Genomic DNA, 22,839 nt, shown 5'->3' on the forward strand with positions numbered 1-22,839 from the left:
TTTCATCACTCATGAAAAAAATTAAAAGAGAAAATAGTACTGTTGTTTGCAATGATGGTTGCTGGGAATATTTAAATGACAGTGTCGCAGGTTCAAATTATTCTAAAATTTTTGTACTTGTCGATACCGAAACAAAAAAACATTGCTTACCCCTCTTCATTGAAAAAACATCCCTTGATAAAATAGAAATTATTACGATTCCTGTAGGAGAGATATATAAATCTATCGAGACTTGCCTTCTTGTTTGGAATGCGTTGTCGAAAAAAGGAGCCGATAGGCAAAGTCTCTTAATAAACTTAGGGGGTGGCGTCGTTACAGATTTAGGAGGCTTTGTGGCAAGCACCTATCAAAGAGGTATTTCTTTTATTAATATCCCCACTTCCCTATTAGCTATGGTAGATGCCTCGGTAGGTGGGAAAAATGGGGTGGATTTAGGGAATTTAAAAAACCAAATTGGTGTTATAAAAGATCCAATAGCTGTCATTGTGGATAGTCATTTTCTGAAGACCCTTCCCAAAGATCATATTACTTCTGGCAAGGCCGAGATGATTAAGCACGGATTAATTACTTCAGAAAATTACTTAAAAAAAACGTGGGAATTTAAAGTTGACAATACTTCTGAAGCCGAAGAATTAATATGGGAATCTATTCTAATAAAGAATAAAATTGTAACTCAAGATCCTACAGAAAAAGGCATTCGTAAAACTCTAAATTATGGGCACACCATGGGGCATGCTATAGAATCCTATTGCCTCGATCATGCTAAAAAACCTACTCTTTTACACGGAGAAGCTATTGCCATTGGATTAATATTAGAAACGTATATTTCTTCTGAAATGTTTGACTTTTCACAAGATAAATTAAATGAGATTACAGATAAACTACTAGCCATTTTTCCAAAAGTTTCGTTTAACGATAATGACATTGATGAGATTATTAAATTATTAATTTTCGATAAGAAGAACACACATGGTACCATTCAGTTTGTTCTTTTATCAGATATTGGAAAATCCAAAACCAGTTGTGTGATATCTAATGACATATTAAAAAAAGCATTTAAATTTTATAAAAATTTTATTACCAAATAAAAACTTATTATATATTTGAAACAGTACCAACCTCCCCAAAACTATGAGACGTATAATTGTTGATTATAAAAAACTAACTCCGGAAATCCTTTCCCTTTTAGTGGAAAAATATCCAGATGGGTATGATGACAATCATATAATAAGCTTTAAAAATGCTAAAAATGAATGGGTTGAAGCTGTTGAAGTAAAAACAGAAGATACTATTTATCTTGTAAAAGTAAGTGCAAGGTTAGAAGTCTCCATGGCAAATTTTGATGAGGATGATTATACTGAAGATGAATTTTCTGAACCCATTAGTGAGCTTCCTGAAAAAGAAGCTATTGACGATGATTTGGATGTAGAAGATATAGATCCGGAAATAGATCCTGAAGAAGATTAAAGGTATCTTTCTTTTAAAATAGCGGTGTGATGGATTTCGTGACCTAGAATAATTCTTCCTATCGCACGAATTGAAACACTTGTATTATTGGCTTTTCCCATTCTTGCCATCGTTTCTTTACTAAAACTTGAATATAAAGAGACACTGGATTTTCTCACATTAATATACTCTTCTACCAAACTACGTATACTTCTAGAATTGGCATTGCTATTTTCAACAAATTCATCTTGATCAAAACCTTGCATTTCGGCATTAGTAGCACGTGAAATAAATAAAGCTCTGTAGGCAAAAACTCTTTCGGAATCAATAAGGTGCAATAAAATTTCCTTAGGCGTCCATTTTCCTTCTGCATAGCGATACTCCAATTTTTCGATAGGAAAGGATTCAAAAAAGGCTTTGGTTCTATGTAAACCCATTTCTAAGCCATTTACAATTTCGATGCCTTCGGATTTTTTTATATAGCCTTCGTAAAAAGGAGCATATTCATTTGGTGTGATATCAGAATTCATACTATTAGATATTTTTAAAAATAGTATGCATTAATCGCTTTTTATCGTTTATACTTTCTTCAAGTGAAATCATGGTTTCTGTCCTAGTCACTCCTTCTATATCATCAATGCTGTAAATTATTTCTTTTGCATGGCTGGTATCTCTTGCTCTTATTTTACAAAAAATGTTAAATTTTCCTGTGGTTACATGAGCAACAGTAACATATGGAATCTCATTAATTCGTTCTAATACAAATTGTGTTTGAGATGTCTTTTGAAGAAACACACCTACATAAGCAATAAAAGCATATCCTAGCTTCTTATAATCCAATGTGAGGGATGAACCAATAATTATTCCCGATTCCTCCATTTTTTTTACACGAACGTGCACAGTTCCAGCAGAAATTTTAAGATTTTTAGCAATATCTGTAAAAGGAGTTCTAGTATTCTCAATTAACATATCGAGAATTTTATGATCTGTTTCGTCTAATTTGAATTTTGCCATGGCTCTTAAATTTGAAGGGCAAAAATACAAATAAACTTTTCGGAATCCTCAATAAATTTTAAAGTATTATGGCTTTTTTTGACTTTTTAAAGAAAATTGTTGCAATTTCTTCATTAACGAAAACGTTTTCGTGAGAATTTATCAATAGCTCATTTCTTTCAATATCAATTTCTTTATGACCGGTTTTTTTGGATTTTTTTGAAATATCTTCAATTCTTGGAACTAAAATTATAGAATCATTCAGTAGTTTTTCTTCAAACTGGATGTTAATATCCACAATTTCATCATTTAAACTAACATTACGTAATACTACGTCATTAAAATTCTTCTCATTTTCAGGAATTATAAGATAATCCTTAATAGTAAACAGCTCCTTGTTGGACTCTAGTAGTTTAAAAAAGCCTAAAAATGCATAAAAAACATACTCCCGAGTCTTCTCTCGTTGATAATCGTTAGGAAAATGGCCTGCCTCAAATAGAATGGTTGGCACTCCATTTGCTTGAAAACTATCACCCACACAATTTATATTAAAAGAATCGTCGTATCGACCAATTTTACCAGGAATAAAAGATTGCAATATGTTATTCATTCTCGCTATAGTCAACATTGCAATACGTCTCGCACTGGTCACAGTGCGCTTAGCATCTGCAGAGGGTGCCAAAAACGAAATGGTAGCTGGTTGCCCATTAGGGAGGCTATAAATAGTACGTTGATCGTGAAGATTTAAGCAAAAATCAGGATTGATTGAATTAAACACATCTAATAGAATTAAACTTTCAACTTGTGATGCATTTTGTGCGTCCCTATTTAAATCAATTAGGTTTGCATTTTCACGAGTATATAGCTCTGCTCCATCAGGATTTAAAATGGGTATTATAAAAAAACTCCATTCCTTTTTAAAAATTTCAATTTCATTATTAAAATGATCCTTTTGCAATAAAAACTTTAAAAAATCGAAAATGGCTTTTGTAGTTGTCGATTCATTTCCATGCATTTGAGACCAAGCCAAAACTTTTTTTGGGCCATTACCAATTTTTATAAGGTGAATTTTTTCACCCTTTTCTGAATTTCCTATCACCTCAACTAGACCCAATTTTTTATACTCAAAAAGAATAGGGTTGATATGTTTTAAACAAATATGACGCCCCGATAAACGAGTTTCAAAATGCTTTGAATACCAGTTGGTAATTTGCGAGTTTAAAATCATATTAACAAAGGTAAACAAAGCAATGTTTACTTTTGTAAACAATAATAAACAAAAGAATTATGTACAATTGTAAACATTTATCAGTCAGAAATCAAAAATAAATTAACAAATAAATATTTAAATATTTATATTATTGTATTTCAGAGATTTAAATTATTAATATTAAAGTATAAGTTTATAATATATAAAAAGAAAAACAATGTATTCTCCTGCAAAATCGTTATAATAGTTACATTTGTAACATTATTTAATAACAACTTATATTTACAATGGTAAACAGTGCAGATTTTGCAAAAAGGCTTCAAAATATCCTAGATTATTACGGTCTATCTGCCACCGCTTTTTCAGAAAAAATAGATTTTAATAGGTCCACTATTTCACATTTATTATCGGGTAGAAATAAACCAAGTTTAGAATTTATTATGAAGGTGCTTCAGGAATTTCCAGAGGTAGAATTATACTGGTTGTTAAATGGAAAAGGAAGCTTCCCTTCTTCTCCAATAACTGAAAAAGAAATAGTCTCATCAAAAGAGAAAGATGTTCCTTCTAAAGTTTCCGAAAATTTTAAAATTGAAAAAGTGAATGATTCGTCTATTGAAAGAATTGTCATCTTTTTTAAAGACGGTAGTTTTAAATCGTATCAATAACTACAATTCGTTCAATTTTTCAGAACTTTGCTGAAAGATTTTCAAAATGCATATATTTCTTGTTTTCATTTTATTAGGATCCTTTATTGCTTGTCAACAAAAAGAAAAAAACTGTACGAATTTTAAAACGGGAACTTTTACATTTGAGGCTTTAGTGGGCACTGAGCTTGAAACAACCACCTTCATAAGGAATGATACTATAGAAATTGATTATTTTCGAGGGAAAGCCGATACCTCCAGTATACGATGGATTAACGATTGCGAGTATATTGTAAAGAAATTGAACCCTAAAAATATGGCAGAAGAAAAAGCTGTCCATATTCGAATTTTAAATAGCACCAATAATCAATATACTTTCGATTACGCCATCGTAGGACAAACCACTAGAAAAAAAGGAACTGCAACAAAGGTTAAGTAACTCCATGAAAGACACGCTAAAAACATTTAATGAGATTGCTTCCCTCTTACTCGAAAAAGAAAAAAGTAAACCAGTAGCAGACTTTATTCCATCCAAAGATGTGTTTAACACCTTGGATATTTCGTTACAAGAGACGCCCGTTGTTGACGAAGTATTTCTCAACTCCTTAAAAGAATTACTCCTTCACACTCCTAAAACTGCTACAAACACCTTTTTTAATCAGTTGTTTGGTGGACGAAATGATAAGGCAGTTCTGGGTGATTTGCTGGCTGTCATGATAAATAACAGCATGTATACGTATAAAGCTGCCGGACCACAAATTGGAGTGGAAAAAGTGATTCTTGAAAAGGTATGTGCTATGATTGGATGGGATACTAATAGCGGTGGATCGTTTGCTCCTGGAGGTTCCATGACCAACTTTATGGCGATGCTTATGGCCAGAGATTCAAAAAACAACCACGTAAGATTGGATGGTGTTTCTGAAAGAATGACCGTGTACACTTCGACCGAATCGCATTACAGTATTCCAAAGAATGCTGCCTTTGCAGGAATAGGAAGAAATCAGGTACGGTATATTCCTGTAGATTCTTTCGGAAAAATAATCCCTTCAAAATTAGCTGAAAGCATTAAAGCAGACATAAAGAATGGTTATATCCCAACTCTAGTCAATGCCACAGCTGGAACCACTGTTTTAGGTGCTTTTGATGATATTTTACCCCTTTCAGAAATCTGTAAGAAATATGATATTTGGCTTCATATAGATGGTGCTTATTGTGGTTCTGTCCTATTTAGCAACAAATACAAACATCTCATTAAAGGGGTTGAAAATGCTGACTCTTTTAGCTTTAATGCTCATAAAATGATAGGTACTCCCCTAACATGTTCTTTACTTTTAGTAAAAAATAAAATGTACTTAGATCAATCCTTTGCAAATGAAGCCGATTATCTCTATCAAACAGATGAAGATGATTTTAATCCTGGAAAAACATCTTTGCAATGTGGCAGACGAAATGATGCTCTTAAATTTTGGACATTATGGAAAAGTGTAGGAACAAAAGGATTGGAGGCAATTGTGGATAAGCAGTTTGAATTAGCTAATGTAGCTCGTACTTATATCAATAGCAATCCAGATTATAAACTTTACAGCTATGATAACTCAATTTCGGTATGCTTTAATTATAAAGATATTCCTGCGCGTAAATTATGTACGCTACTCTATGAAAAATCCAAATTATTAGTGGGATATGGTACCTTTAATGATGAAGAGTTTATTCGATTGGTAACCATAAACGCACAAAACGAAAATGAAGATATCTTACACTTTTTCAATACGTTAGAAGTCTTTATAAATGAAAATAGTTTCCTTGTCAACAAGAGTTTTAAATAAAATAATGTAGCTTTATGGGACTTCCGAGAAGTTATTAAAGGCTTCTAATTTGTCTAAATAAGCACTATTATGAAAACAAAACTACCTTTCTTTATTATTTTCTGTTTTTTATCGTTTCAATTGTCATCACAAATTTTCGAGAAAAGTGTCGATGCCAACAACCAATTACATTTCCACGATTTAAATATAACTCAACTGGATGATAGCTCCAATGATTATGTGGTTTCAGGAAACTTATTTGACGCGTCAATATCTACTTATGTTCCTGTCTTAAAACGGGTAACCGAAAATGGTGTCGTGGTTTGGTTTAAAGAATATAGTGCCACTGGACTACAAAATTTGCGCTTTTTTGATGTAATTTCAGTTTTTGATATGATTGTAGTTACAGGCTCTGTGGATGTTTCAGGGGTAAAAAAAGTATTTATAGCCAGAATCAATGCTACCACTGGAGTTATGATTTCTTCACAATATTACGGGATTATTAGCCCTAATTTTAATTCAACTGGAATTCATATTATATATACTGAAAGCGATGCAGATGGAGACTCGGTTGCCGATCCTGGTTACATTGTAAGTGGGTTTTTTAGTGATTCTTATGCTGTGGATACTGCTGCTTCTAATTTCGGCTTTGTTATGCGAACCGATATGGCTTTAAACCTAAATTGGACGATAGAAATTGATAGTACATCCACGACAACCGATTACGATTTTGCGAACCATTGTACTGAAACCTCTGACGGCTTTTTTATTACTGGAAGTGCCAACGAAGGATCAAAGCAAGCTATTTTGGGACTTAAAATTGGATTTGACGGTACGTATCTTTGGGATAACAGTTATTCTGGCGGAAACAGTCGTGATATTAGTGTAGATGCCTATTACGATAGTGTTTCAGATAAAATTTATGCGCTTACCAATTATTCTCACGCTCATTTTTTCGGAATTACTTCCTACAACAACACCACTGGAGTGATAAATACTGCTGAAACTTGGATAGGTACTGCATCCGAATTTGATATTTACGGTTTCACACTTATGGAATCTGTAAACAGTATGAATAATTTGGTAATTACCGGATACGATGCATTTGAAAATTGGGTAGATACCGCTGGAAATGCCCTTTCTGGACAAAGTAATCTGTTTGTTTATGAATTTGAAAAAGCCACTGGTAATCAAGTGGTCACAAATTATCAATATTTGGTTCCACATGTAGAACCTTTGGGAGACGAATATAATTTTTGGAATGGTCAGTTTCCACTTTTATATTTTCCCGATATCAGTTTTAACGCAGCGCTAAATGGCGCTTTAAACTATTTTCACATAGATTACAGAACCAATGCTGGTGTTAATTTCTCTGAAGCAAATATGATTAGGACTTTTAATGACAAAAGAAATGATTGCGAAAACAAGGAATTGATTATTTCACCAAATGGAGTTAGCATAACCAACACCTCCATCATCGTGGGAGCTGCTCCTAACTCACAAAACAACTTACAGTTAAGTGATATTCTTATTGGTAATTTAATACGAGATTGTCAAGGAGTGCTTTCGAAAAATGATTTTGAAATTGAAAAAAGCTACTTTTATCCTAATCCTACTTCAAAGTATGTGTATGTCTCTTCTGAATTTTCAAAATATCAAATTTCTGATGCTCTTGGAAAGATAGTTCAGGTAGGAAGAAATGAGGAAAACCAAATCAGTTTAGAGGAATTAAACTCTGGTTTTTATTTTATTACGATTGAAAATGATAAAGGGGAATTTCAGACTTTTAAAATTATTAAAAAGTAAGTTTAAAAGAGTGTAATTTGTCCCTCTCCTCCATTTTGCGGGGTTGAATCATCGCTTTCATTTGAAGGAGTTGACTTTTCTTTCGCTACAGAAGTGTCTTCATTTGTAACATTTTCTTCATCCACAACTTCCATTTCTTCCGCTTTTACCGGTTCTGGTGGAGTGTACGGAAGGGGTTCTAGGGCATTAATTTCTAACACTTTTTCTTTGGTTAATTGATTTCCCATCGCGGTAATTCCTTTCACCGAAATAAACTCCTCTAGGTTAATTTCGAGGTTATCCTTTCGTTCTTTTCCTCGTTCTTTTACAAAAACCACTTCGGCCATAGGAAGATAGTCTGTAAAAACTTTTTCTAGATATGATTTTGGATGCTCAGTAATAACAAATTCTTCTTTATCTGGAGTATCAATTAAAAAGCGTTTTATATAAAAAAGTTCCTTTTCTCCTTCCCAATAAATTACGGATATAGGTTTTTTTGGATCCCATTTTTCAAGAACAATCATATCATTATCAAAATGCATGGTGACTTCCGGAATGACTGTTTTAACCATTCCGTTTTGCTTAATAATCAATAGTCTGTCCTTACTAGTAAATTCACCCAAAAGCTCTCCTCTTCCGTCTACGTTGAGACGTTGTACTGTATCATCGAACCAAATTTTACGAGGCTTAAGCGTAGAAAGGCCTTTTTCTTTTAATTCAATTCTTTTAACCGAATACTTTGTAACAATATTCCCTTTTGATGTTCTTCCTTTTACCAAAATATCGGCAAAATCAAGATCCCATTTCAGCTTTTTAATACTACCTGATTGTCGTAATAATACAGTTACCACTTCAGCTTCACCATTTGGATTTGCGGTAAAATAAAGTACTTTTGAACCACTATTCCCAGCACTTAAATCATATTCCTTATCTCGTGTTACCCCTGTAACGGCAAAACGTTTTACATAAGTTGCCCCACGCGTACCATCCTTATAAATCATATTATAAATGGTGCGTTTGTCTCTTTTCTTGAAGACTGCCACGTGAATGATTCCCTTTCCTATAAAGGTTTTATCGCTCACTTTGGTGACCATCATCATACCGCTTTCTGTAAACACAATGATGTCATCAATATCGCTACAATCGGTAACGTATTCATCTCGACGAAGACTTGTTCCAATAAAGCCTTCTTCCCTATTTACGTACAATTTAGTATTTCGGATAACAACTTTGGTCGCTTCAATGTCATCAAATATTTTTATCTCGGCTTTGCGTTCTTTTCCTGCACCATATTCCTTTTTAAGTCTTTTGAAGTATTCGATCGCATACGTTGTTAAATTATCTAAGTGATGCTTTATTTGAGCAATGCTATCTTCCAAAGCATCAATCTTTTGTTGTGCCTTATCAATGTCGAATTTTGAAATTCGCTTAATTCGAATTTCTGTTAATCGAACGATATCCTCTTCGGTGACGGCTCGCTTTAAATGCTTAATGTGAGGCTTCAGCCCTTTATCTATGGCCGCAATAACTCCTTCCCAAGTTTCTTCCTCTTCAATATCACGGTAAATTCTATTTTCAATAAAAATTCGTTCCAAAGAGGCAAAATGCCATTGCTCCTCCAATTCATCTAGCTGAAATTCAAGTTCCCGTTTTAATAACTGAACTGTTCGATCTGTAGAGCGCGATAACATCTCGGTAACTCCAATAAATAGGGGTCTGTTATCTTCAATAACACAACCTAAAGGAGAAATGGAAGTTTCACAACTCGTAAATGCGTAAAGAGCGTCAATGGTTTTATCGGGAGAAATTCCTGAAGGTAAATGGATAAGAATCTCTACTTGAGCGGCAGTATTATCTTCAATCTTCTTTATTTTAATTTTTCCTTTATCGTTCGCCTTTAATATTGAATCGATTAGGCTTGAGGTATTGGTTCCGAAAGGAATTTCGGTAATTACCAAGGTATTTTTATCCTGCTGACTAATTAGGGCTCTACTTCTAATCTTTCCACCTCGAAGACCATCGTTATAATTAGTTACATCCAAAGTTCCTCCAGTGGGAAAGTCTGGAAATAACTTGAATTTTTTACCTTCTAAATGCTTGATGGAAGCATCTATTAATTCTATAAAATTATGCGGGAGAATTTTAGTAGATAATCCTACGGCAATCCCTTCGGCTCCTTGTGCTAATAACAGCGGAAACATGACGGGAAGATTGATAGGTTCTTTCTTTCTTCCATCGTAAGAAGCTTGCCAGTCTGTAATCTTAGGATTAAAAACAACATCCAAGGCAAATTTTGATAATCGCGCTTCTATATAACGAGAAGCAGCGGCACTATCACCGGTATAAATATTTCCCCAGTTTCCTTGGGTGTCGATGAGTAAATCCTTTTGACCTATTTGCACCATAGCATCACCTATACTTGCATCGCCGTGTGGGTGATATTGCATAGTATGCCCAACAATATTTGCAACTTTGTTGTACCTCCCGTCATCCAACTCCTTCATGGAATGCATTATGCGGCGCTGCACAGGTTTGAACCCATCTTCTATAGCAGGAACGGCGCGTTCTAAGATGACATAGCTAGCATAGTCCAAAAACCATTCACGGTACATGCCCGTGACTTTGGTGATGGTATCGCCAGAGGTATCCTCATTTTCACCAAGATAATCTGGTGTTGAAGATAGTTCTTCTCCGTTTTGCTCTAATTCATCACTCATTATTTACTCCTCAACTTTATCCAATTCTACCTTCAAATTATTTATAATAAACTCCTGCCTATCTGGAGTGTTTTTACCCATATAAAAACTTAGTAATTCTTCAATACTCATCGCTTTATCAAGCATCACGGGTTCTAACCGAATATCCTCCCCAATAAAATGTCTAAACTCATCTGGAGATATTTCTCCCAATCCTTTAAATCGGGTGATTTCTGGCTTTGGCTTTAGCTTTTCTATGGCGTTAATTCGCTCTTCATCGGAATAGCAATAAATCGTTTCCTTTTTATTTCTCACACGGAATAATGGTGTTTGTAAAATATACAAATGCCCTTCTTTTATCAACTCTGGAAAAAACTGAAGAAAAAACGTAATTAATAACAATCGAATATGCATTCCATCTACATCGGCATCTGTAGCAATTACAATATTGTTGTACCGAAGATCCTCCATAGACTCTTCAATATTAAGAGCCGCTTGTAGTAAATTAAACTCTTCGTTTTCATACACTATCTTCTTCGTTAGTCCATAGCTATTCAAAGGCTTCCCTTTCAAACTGAATACAGCCTGAGTATTCACATCTCTACTTTTGGTAATACTTCCACTTGCCGAATCTCCCTCGGTAATAAACAACGTTGACTCTAAGTTTCGTTCATTTTTTAAATCCCCTAAATGTACTCTACAATCTCGCAATTTTTTATTATGCAAACTTGCCTTTTTAGCACGATCCTTAGCCAATTTTCGAATACCAGAGAGCTCTTTTCGTTCTCTTTCTGCCTGCATGATTTTTCGCTGTAATTGCTCGGCTGTTTCAGGATTTTTATGAAGAAAATTATCAAGATTTGTTTTTACAAAATCATTTACAAATGTACGTACCGTGGGTAGATCTCCTCCCATATCAGTAGAACCTAACTTTGTTTTTGTCTGACTTTCAAAAACAGGTTCCATCACTTTCACACTAACGGCCGAAACAATAGATTTTCGAACATCGCTAGCTTCATAATTCTTTCCGAAGAACTCCCGAATGGTTTTTACCACACTTTCACGAAAGGCCGCTAAATGGGTTCCTCCTTGTGTGGTGTTTTGACCGTTTACAAAACTGTGATACTCTTCGCTATATTGCGTTTTGCTATGAGTAATGGCAACTTCGATATCATCGCCTCTAAGATGAATTATAGGATATACCATATCTTCTTCAGACATATTATCTTCCAATAAATCTTTCAGCCCATTTTCAGAAAAGTATTTTTCGCCATTAAAATCTATGGTTAATCCAGGGTTGAGATACACATAGTTTTTAAGCATTTTAGCAACATACTCTGTACGATACTTATAATTTTTGAAGATTTCTTCATCGGGTACGAAGACAACTTTGGTTCCTTTTCGTTTAGAAGATTCTTCAACTTTGGCATCCAATGTTAAATCACCTTTGGAAAACTCAGCAGCTTTCATTTGGCTATCACGAACCGATTCTACTTTAAAAAAGGAAGAAAGAGCATTAACAGCTTTAGTCCCTACACCATTTAGTCCTACCGATTTTTTAAAGGCTCGACTGTCGTATTTTCCCCCAGTGTTCATTCTAGACACAACATCTACCACCTTCCCTAGTGGGATTCCACGTCCAAAGTCTCTAACTTTAACTTCCTTGTCTTTTATTCTAATTTCTATAGTTTTCCCTGCGCCCATGACAAACTCATCGATACAGTTATCGATAACTTCCTTCAATAAGATATAAATACCATCGTCCGGTGAGGAACCATCACCTAACTTCCCAATATACATACCAGGACGCATACGGATGTGCTCTTTCCAGTCGAGAGAGCGAATATTATCCTCGGTATATTGTGTTTCGGCCATTGGGGTAGATTATGTGCTCGCTAATATAAAATTTCGCAATAAAAACTGAAACCTAAAGTAGGTAAAGTAATTAACAAAAAATGCTTGAAATTGTTAAGAAATATGGGGTTTTCGTTTTTATATCATTCAATAATTATATATCTTCAAATCTTAAAATTAACTAACTTTTTCATTATGAAAAAAATAACGCTTTCATTCATATTATTAGCAATAAGTATTACTCTTTCCTCTTGTCTTGGAAATAGTGATAAGAAAAATTCGGATTACAAAGATTTTAGACCCGAATCTGCTCTAGGCTTATACGAAATGCAAGTACCTAAAAGCATGACTGCAACAAAAGGACTTAATAATGATGCGTCCATGCAGTTTCAGAATATCTACGAAGAAACTTATTTAGCTGTCATTGAAGAATCTAAAGAAGAGTTTATTGAAACTTTTAAAGATTTAGGTGAATATGATGATACAAAATCTGCTGCTAGTAACTATCAATTAATTCAAATGAATTTCTTTTCCGAAGGAATGGAAGTAAGCCGCATGAGTTCTCCAAAAAAAATGAAAGTTAATGGTTTAGATGCCGAACAAGTTGAGTTTGTGGGTAGAGTTCCTGAAATTGATTTTGATATTTACTACTTAATGACCTTTGTTGAAGGAAAAGAAACGCTTTATATGGTTATGGAATGGACGCTAAGTGATTATGAAGACACCAACAAAGACACATTCAAGAAAATGGCAGAATCCTTTAAAGAGATTTAATATTTCTTGATGAGATAATAAAAAAAATCGGCTTTAACGCCGCTTTTTTTTATTTAAACATTAAATCTAAAATGCATTACATCCCCGTCTTGAACGATATATTCTTTTCCTTCTACTGAAAGTTTTCCTGCTTCTTTCACTTTTGCTTCACTACCATACATTACATAATCATCATACTTGATTACTTCTGCCCGGATAAATCCTTTTTCAAAATCTGTATGAATTACTCCCGCAGCTTGTGGTGCAGTCGCTCCAACTGGAATAGTCCATGCACGCACTTCCTTTACTCCTGCTGTAAAATACGTTTGAAGATCTAATAATTTATAGGCACCACGAATGAGTTTTGCAGACCCTGCCTCTTCCAAACCTAAATCTTCTAAAAAAAGTTGTCTTTCTTCGTAGGTGTCCAATTCGGTAATATCAGCTTCAGTACCTACAGCAAGGACTAATACTTCTGCATTTTCATTGGCTACAGCGGCTTTCACTTTATCCACATAAGCATTTCCGTTTACGGCAGAACCCTCATCAACATTACAAACATACATAACTGGCTTATCGGTTATGAGTTGGGCTGGGTTGATATATTCTTCTTTCTCTTCTTTAGTTAAATCAATCGCTCTTACAGAAATACCTGCTTCTAATCCCTTTTTAACTTTTTCAAGAGCTTGTTGTTCCTTTTGCGCTTCTTTATTTCCTGTTCTTGCCGCTCTGGCGACTTTTTCAAGGCGCTTTTCTACGGTTTCAAGATCTTTTAATTGTAATTCAATATCAATGGTCTCCTTATCGCGAATAGGATTAATGCTTCCGTCCACATGAACAATATTATCGTTGTCAAAACATCTAAGGACATGTAAAATGGCATCTGTTTCACGTATATTTCCTAAAAACTGGTTTCCAAGCCCTTCTCCTTTACTGGCTCCTTTTACTAAGCCAGCAATATCAACAATCTCTACAGTTGCTGGAATTACACGTTCAGGATTTACCAACTCCTCTAATTTCAATAGTCGCTTGTCGGGAACATTAACCACACCAATATTTGGTTCTATAGTACAGAAGGGGAAATTGGCACTTTGCGCCTTTGCATTGGACAAACAATTAAATAATGTTGATTTTCCAACATTGGGTAAACCTACAATTCCTGCTTTCATTTAGATACTCTTGTTTTGTTTTAAGAAGCGGCAAAGATACATTTTTAGGAAAAGATTAAACATTTTTAGCAATTCTTTTAAGTAAAACCTAAGTTAAATGCCTAAATTTATACAATAACCAAAATGTAAAATTATGAAAGCAAAAAATATAGCAATCTTCCTCACGCTTTTGGCGTTTGTTTTTTCTTCTCAGGCTCAAGAAAATAAGGTGATAAAAAAGGAAACCACAGTAAAAAAGGTGATCACCAAAGAAGGAAGTAAAGTTGTTGTGAAGGAAGTAAAAGAAGTAGATAAAGAAACGGGGGCTGTAATTGTAGCCGATGATGAAAATGAAAATCAAGAGTTTAATGAGGCTATTAAAAAAGACACCGATAAAGAAATAGTTACAGATCAGGAAACCATTGATACACAAAATGAAGCCTTAATTGCTGCTGAAAAGAAAAGACAAGAAGAAGCTCTTAAAGCCTCTATTGAAGCCGAAAAGGCAAAAGCCGAAGCCGAGAAAAAAATTCTTGAGGAACAAAAACAAGCTAGAATGAAAGCGTTGGAAGAAAATCGTAAAAAGTTAGAAAAAAGAAGTAAGGGAATTGCTCCTTTAAAGAAGGACAATTAAGTGAAGCCAAAAAATAAAAAAGCCCTATTTTGGGGCTTTTTAAGTATTTAAGACAAACTGTTTATTCATTGTGCATAAAGCGTTGTTTTCCTAATAGTACTTCTTCTGTTTCAACGTGGTCATCATCTGGCACACAGCAGTCCACAGGGCAAACAGCAGCGCACTGAGGTTCCTCATGAAAGCCTTTACACTCGGTGCATTTATCGGGTACTATATAGTAAATTTCATCGCTAATAGGCTCTTGTGTTTCGTTGGCATCTACTTGTTTGCCATTAGGCAAAACCACGGTCCCTTCTAAACTCGTCCCGTCTGCATATCGCCAGTCATCTGCTCCTTCATAAATAGCTGTATTTGGGCATTCGGGCTCACAAGCACCACAGTTTATACATTCATCGGTTATTATAATAGCCATAGTAGGATTTCTTTTTCTAACTTTGCCGCAAATTTAATGCCTATTTAGGGCAACTCCAAACAAAGCATGCAATTACAACAAAGAATTAACGCTTTTCAAAAATTAGGGACTTTTCTTGCGGAATTATCCTCAGTAAATTCTCCTCATTCTATAATACTGCAGACGGCTCAGGACCACAACAGGTGGTTTACTTTAGACAACATTAGATTTGCACTACACAGTTGGAGTGAAGCACTTTCTCAAGAAAATATTGATAATTGGCTATCTCCCTATTCCTTTTCAGAAAAAAACCCAAAAACGGTTGCCATTATTATGGCTGGAAATATCCCGCTTGTCGGGTTTCATGATTTTATTTCAGTTCTTATCTCTGGAAACAAAGTGCTAGGCAAATTATCTTCAAATGATAGGATTCTGTTACCCTTTTTAACCCAAAAGTTAATTGAAATTGAGCCTGAGTTTAAAGAGTACATTCAATTTTCAGATAAAAAATTAGAAAACTTTGATGCTGTGATTGCCACCGGAAGTAATAACACTTCCCTTTATTTTGAACACTACTTTGGCAAATATCCAAACATCATTCGAAAAAATAGAAATAGTGTTGCGGTGCTCTCTGGAGATGAATCTCCTGCTCAATTAGAAGCGCTATCGAAAGATATATTTATCTATTTTGGATTGGGTTGTAGAAATGTATCAAAATTATACCTACCAAAGGAGTTTGATTTTAAACCCTTTTTTAATGCCATGTACATGCAAAAGGACATAATTCACAATGATAAGTACATGAATAATTACGATTACAACAAAGCTGTTTACTTAATGGGCGGAGTTAATTTATTGGATAATGAATTTATGTTGCTGAAGGAAGATACGGGCTTCTCCTCTCCCATTTCGGTGGTTTTTTATGAATATTATAACTCTTTACACGAAGTTGAAAAATATTTAGCTGAAAACACAGAGAAAATACAATGTGTAGTTTCTGCTAGCAATATTGCAAATGCTATTCCTTTTGGGAAAACTCAATCGCCAGAACTTTGGGATTATGCAGACGGGATTGATACTTTAGAGTTTTTATTGAAATTATAATTTCCACACCACATTTATCGAAAAGGATTTCGAAGCAAATAGCATCTAATTTGTTGAAATCCTCTTAATAAATTGTCAATAATATACCCTTATTTGCTTGTAGATTTTACATCTTTGCACTGTAAAATCTAAACTCGTGAAAAAACATAATTTTAGTGCCGGACCCTGCATTTTGCCGCAGGAGGTGATAAAAAAATCTGCTGAAGCCGTTCTCAATTTCAACAATTCAAACCTTTCTTTGATCGAAATTTCTCATCGTAGCAAAGATTTTGTTGCAGTTATGGATAATGCCTGTGCATTAGCATTGGAACATCTAAACCTCCAAAACAAAGGATATAAAGCATTGTTTTTGCAGGGAGGTGCTAGTACACAGTTTTTAATGGCAGCTTATAATTTATTAGAAAAGAAAGCGGCCTATCTTAACACAGGTACTTGGTCTAGTAAAGCTCTAAAAGAAGCTAAACTTTTTGGCGAAGTAATTGAAGTTGCATCTTCTAAGGATAAAAACTTCAATTATATCCCTAAAAACTTTAATATTCCATCTGACATAGATTACTTCCATTGTACAAGTAACAATACTATATTCGGTACGCAAATTAATTCGTTTCCAGAAGTCAATGCACCACTTGTGTGTGATATGAGTAGTGATATATTTTCTCGTGAATTGGATTTTTCAAAATTTGATTTAATCTATGCCGGTGCCCAAAAGAATATGGGTCCTGCTGGAACTACTCTAGTGGTTGTAAAAGAAGAAATTTTAGGGAAAGTAAGCAGAAATATCCCTTCTATGTTGGATTATAAAATTCATATTAATTCAGAGAGCATGTTTAATACGCCTTCGGTTTTTGCAGTGTATGTTTCCATGCTCACCTTAGACTGGTTAAAAAATTTAGGAGGAATATCTGCAATTGAGAAGATTAACAACAAAAAAGCTGACACTATTTATACAGAAATTGATAGAAATCCTTTGTTTAAAGGCTTTGCGCAAAAAGAAGATCGATCAAAAATGAATGCTACTTTTACCTTGGTCGAAGGAGCAAATCAAGAACTTTTTGATGGCCTCTGGAAAGCAGCAGGAATAAGCGGTATTAATGGTCACCGAAGTGTTGGTGGCTACCGCGCCTCTATGTACAATGCACTGCCATTAGAAAGTGTACAAGTGCTCGTTGAAGTAATGAAAGAATTTGAAAGAAAATCATAATTAGTAAGAATGAAAGTATTAGCAAACGACGGGATCTCTCAAACGGGGATCGACGCTTTAGAAGCGGCTGGTATAAAGGTAATAACTACAAAAGTAGCTCAAGAGCAATTAATTAATTACATTAACGAACATCAAATAAATGTCATCTTAGTTCGCAGTGCCACTAAGGTGAGAAAAGATATTATTGATGCCTGCCCGAGCATTAAAATTATTGGTCGTGGAGGCGTTGGAATGGATAATATTGATGTAGAATATGCAAGGCAAAAAGGATTGCATGTAATTAACACACCAGCAGCCTCCTCTGCATCTGTAGCCGAATTGGTTTTTGCGCATCTCTTTGGAGGAGTTCGCTTTTTATTTGACAGTAATAGAAATATGCCATTGGAAGGAGACACCAAATTTGGTGATCTAAAGAAAAGTTATGCCAAAGGAAAAGAGCTTCGTGGTAAAACCATGGGGATTGTTGGTTTTGGACGAATTGGTCGTGAAGTGGCAAAAATTGCTCTTGGCTGTGGAATGAAAGTAATTTATAGTGATAGCTTTGTTGAAAATGCAGCTATTTCCTTAACTTTCTATGACGGACAAAAAGTAAATTTTTCATTTAAAACTCAGTCGTTAGAGAGTTTATTGAAAGAAAGTGATTTTATTTCTCTTCATGTTCCTGCACAAAAGGAGTATGTTATTGGAGCTTCAGAAATTTCTCTAATGAAGGATGGCGCAGCACTTATTAATGCGGCTCGTGGAGGTGTTATTGACGAAGTGGCTTTAATTGAAGCTTTGGAAAATAAAAAATTATCTTTTGCTGCACTAGATGTTTTTGAGAATGAGCCCACACCCGAGATAAAAATTTTAATGAATACAAAAATTTCATTAAGTCCTCATATTGGTGCTGCTACATTAGAAGCACAAGATAGAATTGGAGAAGAGCTTGCAGAACAAATTATTTCAATATCAAAAGCATAGACGGTTATGACCAATTCTTTTTAACCTTAAAAGAATGAAATTCAACGAAAACGTAAATAAAGGACATACTTTACATTGGCTTTATTTATTACTTTTAAACCAAACATTAAAATAAGTTACAAATGTCAGGAATTCTAGATTTATTAAATAGCGAAGCAGGACGCCAAATTGTGATGGGTGTAAGCCAAGAAACTAAGCAACCAGCCGACAAAACAGCTTCTGTGCTACAAATGGCACTACCCTTGTTAATGGGAGCAATGAAAAGAAATGCTTCCACGCCAGAAGGTGCGGCAGGCTTATTAGGTGCTTTAAATAGTAAACACGATGGAAGTATCTTAGATAATTTAGGAGGTCTTTTTGGAGGAGGTGTAAATGAGGAAGTTAAGCAAGATGGAATGGGAATTCTTGGTCACGTTTTAGGTGGATCTCAAGGAAATGTGGCAAATGCGTTGTCCCAAAAATCTGGAATGGACTCTCAATCTGTAATGAATATTCTTCAAATCGCAGCACCCATTATATTAGGCTACCTTGGTAAGCAGAAACAACAACAAAATGTACAATCTCCAGATGCGCTTGGAGGTCTTTTAGGAGGCTTATTAGGTGGTGGAAGAAAGCAACAGAAACAGCAAAGTTTAATTGAATCTATTCTAGACGGAGACAACGATGGTAGTATTGTAGATGACTTAGCAGGTATGGTATTTAGTAGTGGTAAAAAGAAAAGCGGACTTGGAGGTTTACTCGGAGGGCTTTTAGGTAGAAGGTAATTTTGCAAACGAATCTAAATGCCCTTTTATAGGGCATTTTTTTTGTTAAACACAGTTAAAATTAACAAGATAGCAGCAGTAATTTTGTAATTTTGATAAAATACACTGCTATGAAACACGTAATAATTATACTAGTAACGATTATTGCTTTTGCAAGTTGTAAAAGCACCTATTCCAATGGTGATAGTGATTCCAATGAAATTTCTAACGATACAATTAAAATTAAAAATGATTCGCTGGAATATGAAATTATGATCATTGAGCCTGGCTTCAATAATTGGTTAGCAACGCAACCTCCAAGAGGGTATTATGGACAAAGCTTTTTAGAATCTAGAAATCAACAATTTGTGCAACAGTATAATTACAGAGTCCAGAATCCTCAACAATTTGATCCACTACTCTATCAGCAGGAAATAAATTATAGGATGGGAGTAGATTATGGATATGAAGTTAATTACATGCTTTACAATTACTTTATTTATTTTCAAAGACAATACAAGCAAAATTTTATCGGTGGCAGGAGAAGAAACTAATTTTGTAAAGCGGCTAAAAGCTAGATGGGGTGTTGATACAAATTGGCGAGTATTTGTCATTTTTACTGTATTTGCAATAACTGGGACAACATCTGCAAAGTTTGCTGGACCACTAACCGAAGTGCTAGGAATTACAAAAGAATTAAACCCATTTGTTTATTGGCCCATTCGAATTATCATTATTTTACCCATTTACAAGATATTGTTGGTTATTTTTGGATGGCTTTTTGGAGAGTATACTTTTTTTAAGCAATTTGTATTAAAAATGTTACGACACTTAGGATTAGGGTTTTTAATGAAATGATTTTTTTAAAAAAACATACAGGTTTTTCATTTGTCATAACATTTGCGCTATGCCTTACGTTGCTATTGCCTTCTGCAATACAATTCACGCATTTATTTGAAAATCACAAACACGTCTCTTGTGGTGATACCACAACTCATTTTCATGAAAAAGAGCTAGATTGTTCTATTCAAAATTTTCATTTAAACATCTTTTCTTTTCATTTATTTGAATACCCAGATTTTTCAAAAAAAATCACCTTTACCGAAAGGATTAATCATTATGTTAGTCTTTATCTAAATCAATATTCTTCCTATTTTTACCTAAGAGGACCTCCGCATTTAGCTTAATTTTTTAGATCAAATAAATTACTTTAATCATTTTAAAATTAAGACTATATGAAAAATATTTATAGCCTTTTTGGCCTGTTATTTATATCCCAATTAACTTTTTCTCAAGCTACTTTGGAAGGTAGTATTGTAGATGAAAACAATCAATCCGTTTTAGCCACTGTTTATCTGCCTCAAATTGAAAAAGGGGCTGTAAGTGATGTAAATGGAAAATACTTAGTTACTCAAATTCCGAATGGAAATTATACTGTAATTATTTCTGCATTGGGATACGAGACTTTATCGTTTAAGCTAAGTTTTTTAAAAAATGAAACTATTGCTAAACATATAGTACTAAAAGAAAGAGCTGTGGAAATGGAGGAAGTTATCATTTCCACTCCTTTTCATAAACTGCAAAGTGAAAATGTGATGAAAGTGGAGCGTATTACCACAGAGCAACTCACCAAAAATGGCGCTGTTAACTTATCTCAAGGTATTTCAAATATGGCAGGAGTATCCACAGTGAGTACAGGCAATGGCATTGGAAAACCTGTAATACGAGGATTGAGCAGCAACAGAGTCCTTACCTATACTCAAGGGGTTCGCCTTGAGAATCAACAGTTTGGAGATGAGCACGGACTCGGAATTAGCGGCAACGGGATTGAAAGCGTTGAAGTTATTAAAGGCCCCGCTTCTCTACTTTATGGAAGTGATGCCATAGGAGGTGTACTTTATTTAAACCCTGAAGGATTTGCTACCGATAATGAAACGGAGGTAGACGGAACAGGATCTTATTTTTCAAACACAAAAGGTTTTAACAGTAGCATTGGCGCTAAAACTTCAGGAGAAAAAGTAAAATTCTTAGTGAGAGGAAGCCGAGCATCATTTTCAGATTATGAAACTGGAGACGAGTATCGAGTTACAAATACTCGTTATAATGAATACGATATAAAAACAGGTATACGATTTCAAGATAAGAGACTAAAGTCAACTCTTCGTTATAATTATAATCGTTCTAATATTGGAATCCCAGAAGAAATAGGTGCTCAAAATACTTCAAAAGAATTACTCCTCCCTTTTCAGGAAATTGACAATCACATATTAAGCTTGGACAACACTTTGTTCTTGAACAACTCAAGTCTGGATATTAAAACCGGTTATCTCTTTAATGACCGAAGGGAATTTGAAGAATCAGCAGACGAAGCAGCTTTAAGATTAAAACTGAATACATTTACTTATGACGTAAAATACAACCTTCCAGAATTGGGTCATTTTACTACTATTGTAGGAGTGCAAGGGATGCTTCAAGATAACAAAAATTTTGGGGAAGAGATTTTAATCCCTAATGCTAAGAAGGTAGATTTTGGGGTTTTTGCTACGACTCACTTACATTTGAAAGATTGGGATTTTCAAGGAGGACTCCGTCTAGACACTAGAAAAATAAAAACAGAAGATGCCCGCAACCCTCAAGATGAAGATTTTATTCCTTCAATAGATAAAGATTACAATAGTTTTAATGTAGCATTAGGAGCTAAATATAATTTTTCAGAAACATTTACTGGGCGACTTAATTTGGCAAGTGGTTTTAGAGCACCTAATCTAGCTGAATTAACGTCAAACGGTGTCCATGAAGGAACCAATAGATATGAAATTGGAAACCCTGATTTAAATAACGAACAAAGCTTCCAAACAGATTTGGCATTCGAATATCGCAGTGAACATTTTGAAGCTTTTGCCAATGGATTCTATAACACCATAAACAATTACATATTTATTAGCCCAACGGGTGATGTTATTGAAGATAATCGTGTTTTTAACTATGTTCAAAATGGGGCGAAATTATTCGGAGGTGAGATTGGATTTCATTTACACCCACACCCGCTTGATTGGTTACATTGGGAGAGTAGTTATGAAACGGTTATAGGAGAGTTAAAGGAAGGTGGAAATTTACCTCTCATTCCAGCAAATACACTTAATAATACTATAAGATTAGAATTGAATGATGGAGGCTTTTTGAAATCACCCTATAGCTTTATTACACTTGAGAATATTTTTGCTCAAAATAATGCAAGTGAATTTGAGACTACAACCAAAGGCTATAACTTGTTAAGTCTTGGTTTTGGTGCTACCGTAAAATGGAATAAAATTGAATTTAATTGGGGGGTAAATGCTACTAATATTACTAATGAAAGTTTTATCAATCATCTCTCTAGGCTAAAAGCAGACGAAATTCTTAATCCGGGAAGGAGTATCAATTTTAATTTAGGATTTACCCTTTAAAAAAAGCCCCAATTGGGGCTTTT

22 protein-coding genes are annotated in these 22,839 nt (G+C 34.5%); 15 read left to right on the top strand and 7 right to left on the bottom strand.

Features of this window, described 5'->3' with window-relative positions; all coding sequences use genetic code 11:
- Window positions 1–11 precede the first annotated feature (11 nt).
- Together aroB and KXJ69_RS07625 are read left to right on the top strand one after the other, a co-directional pair.
- Window positions 12–1,088: a 3-dehydroquinate synthase gene (gene aroB / locus KXJ69_RS07620; protein WP_219052409.1), complete on the top strand. Its 1,077-nt coding sequence runs from the start codon at window positions 12–14 to the stop codon at window positions 1,086–1,088.
- Window positions 1,089–1,131: 43 nt separating this feature from the next.
- Window positions 1,132–1,467, top strand: coding sequence for a hypothetical protein (locus KXJ69_RS07625; protein WP_219052410.1), 336 nt, complete (start codon window positions 1,132–1,134; stop codon window positions 1,465–1,467).
- Here the strand turns inward: KXJ69_RS07625 and KXJ69_RS07630 are convergent.
- Genes KXJ69_RS07630 through KXJ69_RS07640 form a run of 3 tightly spaced genes read right to left on the bottom strand, consistent with a single transcriptional unit; the run spans window position 1,464 to window position 3,667 of the window.
- On the bottom strand, window positions 1,464–1,976 hold the full coding sequence (locus tag KXJ69_RS07630; RefSeq protein WP_219052411.1) for a DinB family protein: 513 nt from the start codon (window positions 1,974–1,976) through the stop codon (window positions 1,464–1,466). The two genes, KXJ69_RS07625 and KXJ69_RS07630, sit on opposite strands and share 4 nt — an antisense overlap.
- Before the next feature lie 4 nt (window positions 1,977–1,980).
- Window positions 1,981–2,460 (bottom strand): Lrp/AsnC family transcriptional regulator, encoded by a 480-nt coding sequence (locus tag KXJ69_RS07635; RefSeq protein WP_219052412.1) that lies wholly within the window; start codon window positions 2,458–2,460, stop codon window positions 1,981–1,983.
- A 58-nt stretch (window positions 2,461–2,518) separates the two neighbouring features.
- On the bottom strand, window positions 2,519–3,667 hold the full coding sequence (locus KXJ69_RS07640) for a M14 family zinc carboxypeptidase (RefSeq protein ID WP_219052413.1): 1,149 nt from the start codon (window positions 3,665–3,667) through the stop codon (window positions 2,519–2,521).
- A 269-nt stretch (window positions 3,668–3,936) separates the two neighbouring features.
- Between KXJ69_RS07640 and KXJ69_RS07645 the strand changes: the two genes are divergently transcribed.
- From KXJ69_RS07645 to KXJ69_RS07660, 4 genes are all read left to right on the top strand, one after another.
- Complete coding sequence (locus KXJ69_RS07645) at window positions 3,937–4,314, top strand: helix-turn-helix domain-containing protein (protein ID WP_219052414.1); 378 nt, start codon at window positions 3,937–3,939, stop codon at window positions 4,312–4,314.
- Window positions 4,315–4,360: 46 nt separating this feature from the next.
- On the top strand, window positions 4,361–4,732 hold the full coding sequence (locus KXJ69_RS07650) for a DNA topoisomerase IV (protein ID WP_219052415.1): 372 nt from the start codon (window positions 4,361–4,363) through the stop codon (window positions 4,730–4,732).
- Between the two features lie 4 nt (window positions 4,733–4,736).
- Window positions 4,737–6,119, top strand: coding sequence for a pyridoxal phosphate-dependent decarboxylase family protein (locus tag KXJ69_RS07655; protein WP_219052416.1), 1,383 nt, complete (start codon window positions 4,737–4,739; stop codon window positions 6,117–6,119).
- A 69-nt stretch (window positions 6,120–6,188) separates the two neighbouring features.
- Entirely contained in the window at window positions 6,189–7,904 is a 1,716-nt protein-coding gene (locus tag KXJ69_RS07660; protein WP_219052417.1) for a T9SS type A sorting domain-containing protein, read from the top strand.
- 2 nt (window positions 7,905–7,906) lie between these two features.
- Here the strand turns inward: KXJ69_RS07660 and KXJ69_RS07665 are convergent, their stop codons facing one another.
- Together KXJ69_RS07665 and KXJ69_RS07670 are read right to left on the bottom strand one after the other, a co-directional pair.
- Window positions 7,907–10,600 (bottom strand): DNA gyrase/topoisomerase IV subunit A, encoded by a 2,694-nt coding sequence (locus KXJ69_RS07665; protein WP_219052418.1) that lies wholly within the window; start codon window positions 10,598–10,600, stop codon window positions 7,907–7,909.
- A 3-nt stretch (window positions 10,601–10,603) separates the two neighbouring features.
- Window positions 10,604–12,454: a DNA topoisomerase IV subunit B gene (locus KXJ69_RS07670; protein ID WP_219052419.1), complete on the bottom strand. Its 1,851-nt coding sequence runs from the start codon at window positions 12,452–12,454 to the stop codon at window positions 10,604–10,606.
- A 174-nt stretch (window positions 12,455–12,628) separates the two neighbouring features.
- Between KXJ69_RS07670 and KXJ69_RS07675 the strand changes: the two genes are divergently transcribed.
- Window positions 12,629–13,207, top strand: a complete 579-nt coding sequence (locus KXJ69_RS07675) for a hypothetical protein (RefSeq protein WP_219052420.1) — start codon at window positions 12,629–12,631, stop codon at window positions 13,205–13,207.
- A 53-nt stretch (window positions 13,208–13,260) separates the two neighbouring features.
- Here KXJ69_RS07675 and ychF read toward each other — a convergent pair whose 3' ends face one another.
- Window positions 13,261–14,355 carry a redox-regulated ATPase YchF gene (ychF, locus tag KXJ69_RS07680; RefSeq protein WP_219052421.1) on the bottom strand — a complete coding sequence of 365 codons (1,095 nt, stop codon included), beginning with the start codon at window positions 14,353–14,355 and terminating at the stop codon, window positions 13,261–13,263.
- Window positions 14,356–14,488: 133 nt separating this feature from the next.
- Here ychF and KXJ69_RS07685 point away from each other — a divergent pair, with 133 nt between their 5' ends.
- Window positions 14,489–14,968: a hypothetical protein gene (locus KXJ69_RS07685; protein ID WP_219052422.1), complete on the top strand. Its 480-nt coding sequence runs from the start codon at window positions 14,489–14,491 to the stop codon at window positions 14,966–14,968.
- A gap of 61 nt (window positions 14,969–15,029) precedes the next feature.
- Here KXJ69_RS07685 and KXJ69_RS07690 read toward each other — a convergent pair whose 3' ends face one another.
- Window positions 15,030–15,380 carry a 4Fe-4S dicluster domain-containing protein gene (locus KXJ69_RS07690; protein WP_219052423.1) on the bottom strand — a complete coding sequence of 117 codons (351 nt, stop codon included), beginning with the start codon at window positions 15,378–15,380 and terminating at the stop codon, window positions 15,030–15,032.
- 66 nt (window positions 15,381–15,446) lie between these two features.
- On the opposite strand from KXJ69_RS07690, the gene KXJ69_RS07695 reads away from it, so the two are divergent.
- The 7 genes from KXJ69_RS07695 to KXJ69_RS07725 all read left to right on the top strand — a co-directional run bounded on the left by KXJ69_RS07695 (window position 15,447) and on the right by KXJ69_RS07725 (window position 22,816).
- Entirely contained in the window at window positions 15,447–16,463 is a 1,017-nt protein-coding gene (locus KXJ69_RS07695; RefSeq protein ID WP_219052424.1) for an acyl-CoA reductase, read from the top strand.
- Between the two features lie 136 nt (window positions 16,464–16,599).
- Window positions 16,600–17,664: a 3-phosphoserine/phosphohydroxythreonine transaminase gene (gene serC, locus KXJ69_RS07700; protein WP_219052425.1), complete on the top strand. Its 1,065-nt coding sequence runs from the start codon at window positions 16,600–16,602 to the stop codon at window positions 17,662–17,664.
- 9 nt (window positions 17,665–17,673) lie between these two features.
- On the top strand, window positions 17,674–18,627 hold the full coding sequence (locus tag KXJ69_RS07705; protein ID WP_219052426.1) for a D-2-hydroxyacid dehydrogenase: 954 nt from the start codon (window positions 17,674–17,676) through the stop codon (window positions 18,625–18,627).
- Window positions 18,628–18,749: 122 nt separating this feature from the next.
- Entirely contained in the window at window positions 18,750–19,391 is a 642-nt protein-coding gene (locus KXJ69_RS07710; RefSeq protein WP_219052427.1) for a DUF937 domain-containing protein, read from the top strand.
- A gap of 110 nt (window positions 19,392–19,501) precedes the next feature.
- A complete protein-coding gene (locus tag KXJ69_RS07715) occupies window positions 19,502–19,924 on the top strand; it encodes a DUF6146 family protein (protein ID WP_219052428.1) in 423 nt (140 codons plus the stop codon).
- Window positions 19,905–20,228, top strand: coding sequence for a DUF6787 family protein (locus KXJ69_RS07720; RefSeq protein WP_219052429.1), 324 nt, complete (start codon window positions 19,905–19,907; stop codon window positions 20,226–20,228). The genes KXJ69_RS07715 and KXJ69_RS07720 overlap by 20 nt, the downstream gene beginning before the upstream one ends.
- A 377-nt stretch (window positions 20,229–20,605) precedes the next feature.
- A complete protein-coding gene (locus KXJ69_RS07725; RefSeq protein ID WP_219052430.1) occupies window positions 20,606–22,816 on the top strand; it encodes a TonB-dependent receptor in 2,211 nt (736 codons plus the stop codon).
- Window positions 22,817–22,839 lie beyond the last annotated feature (23 nt).

This window comes from Halomarinibacterium sedimenti (assembly GCF_019312585.1).
Lineage (GTDB): Bacteria > Bacteroidota > Bacteroidia > Flavobacteriales > Flavobacteriaceae > Halomarinibacterium > Halomarinibacterium sedimenti.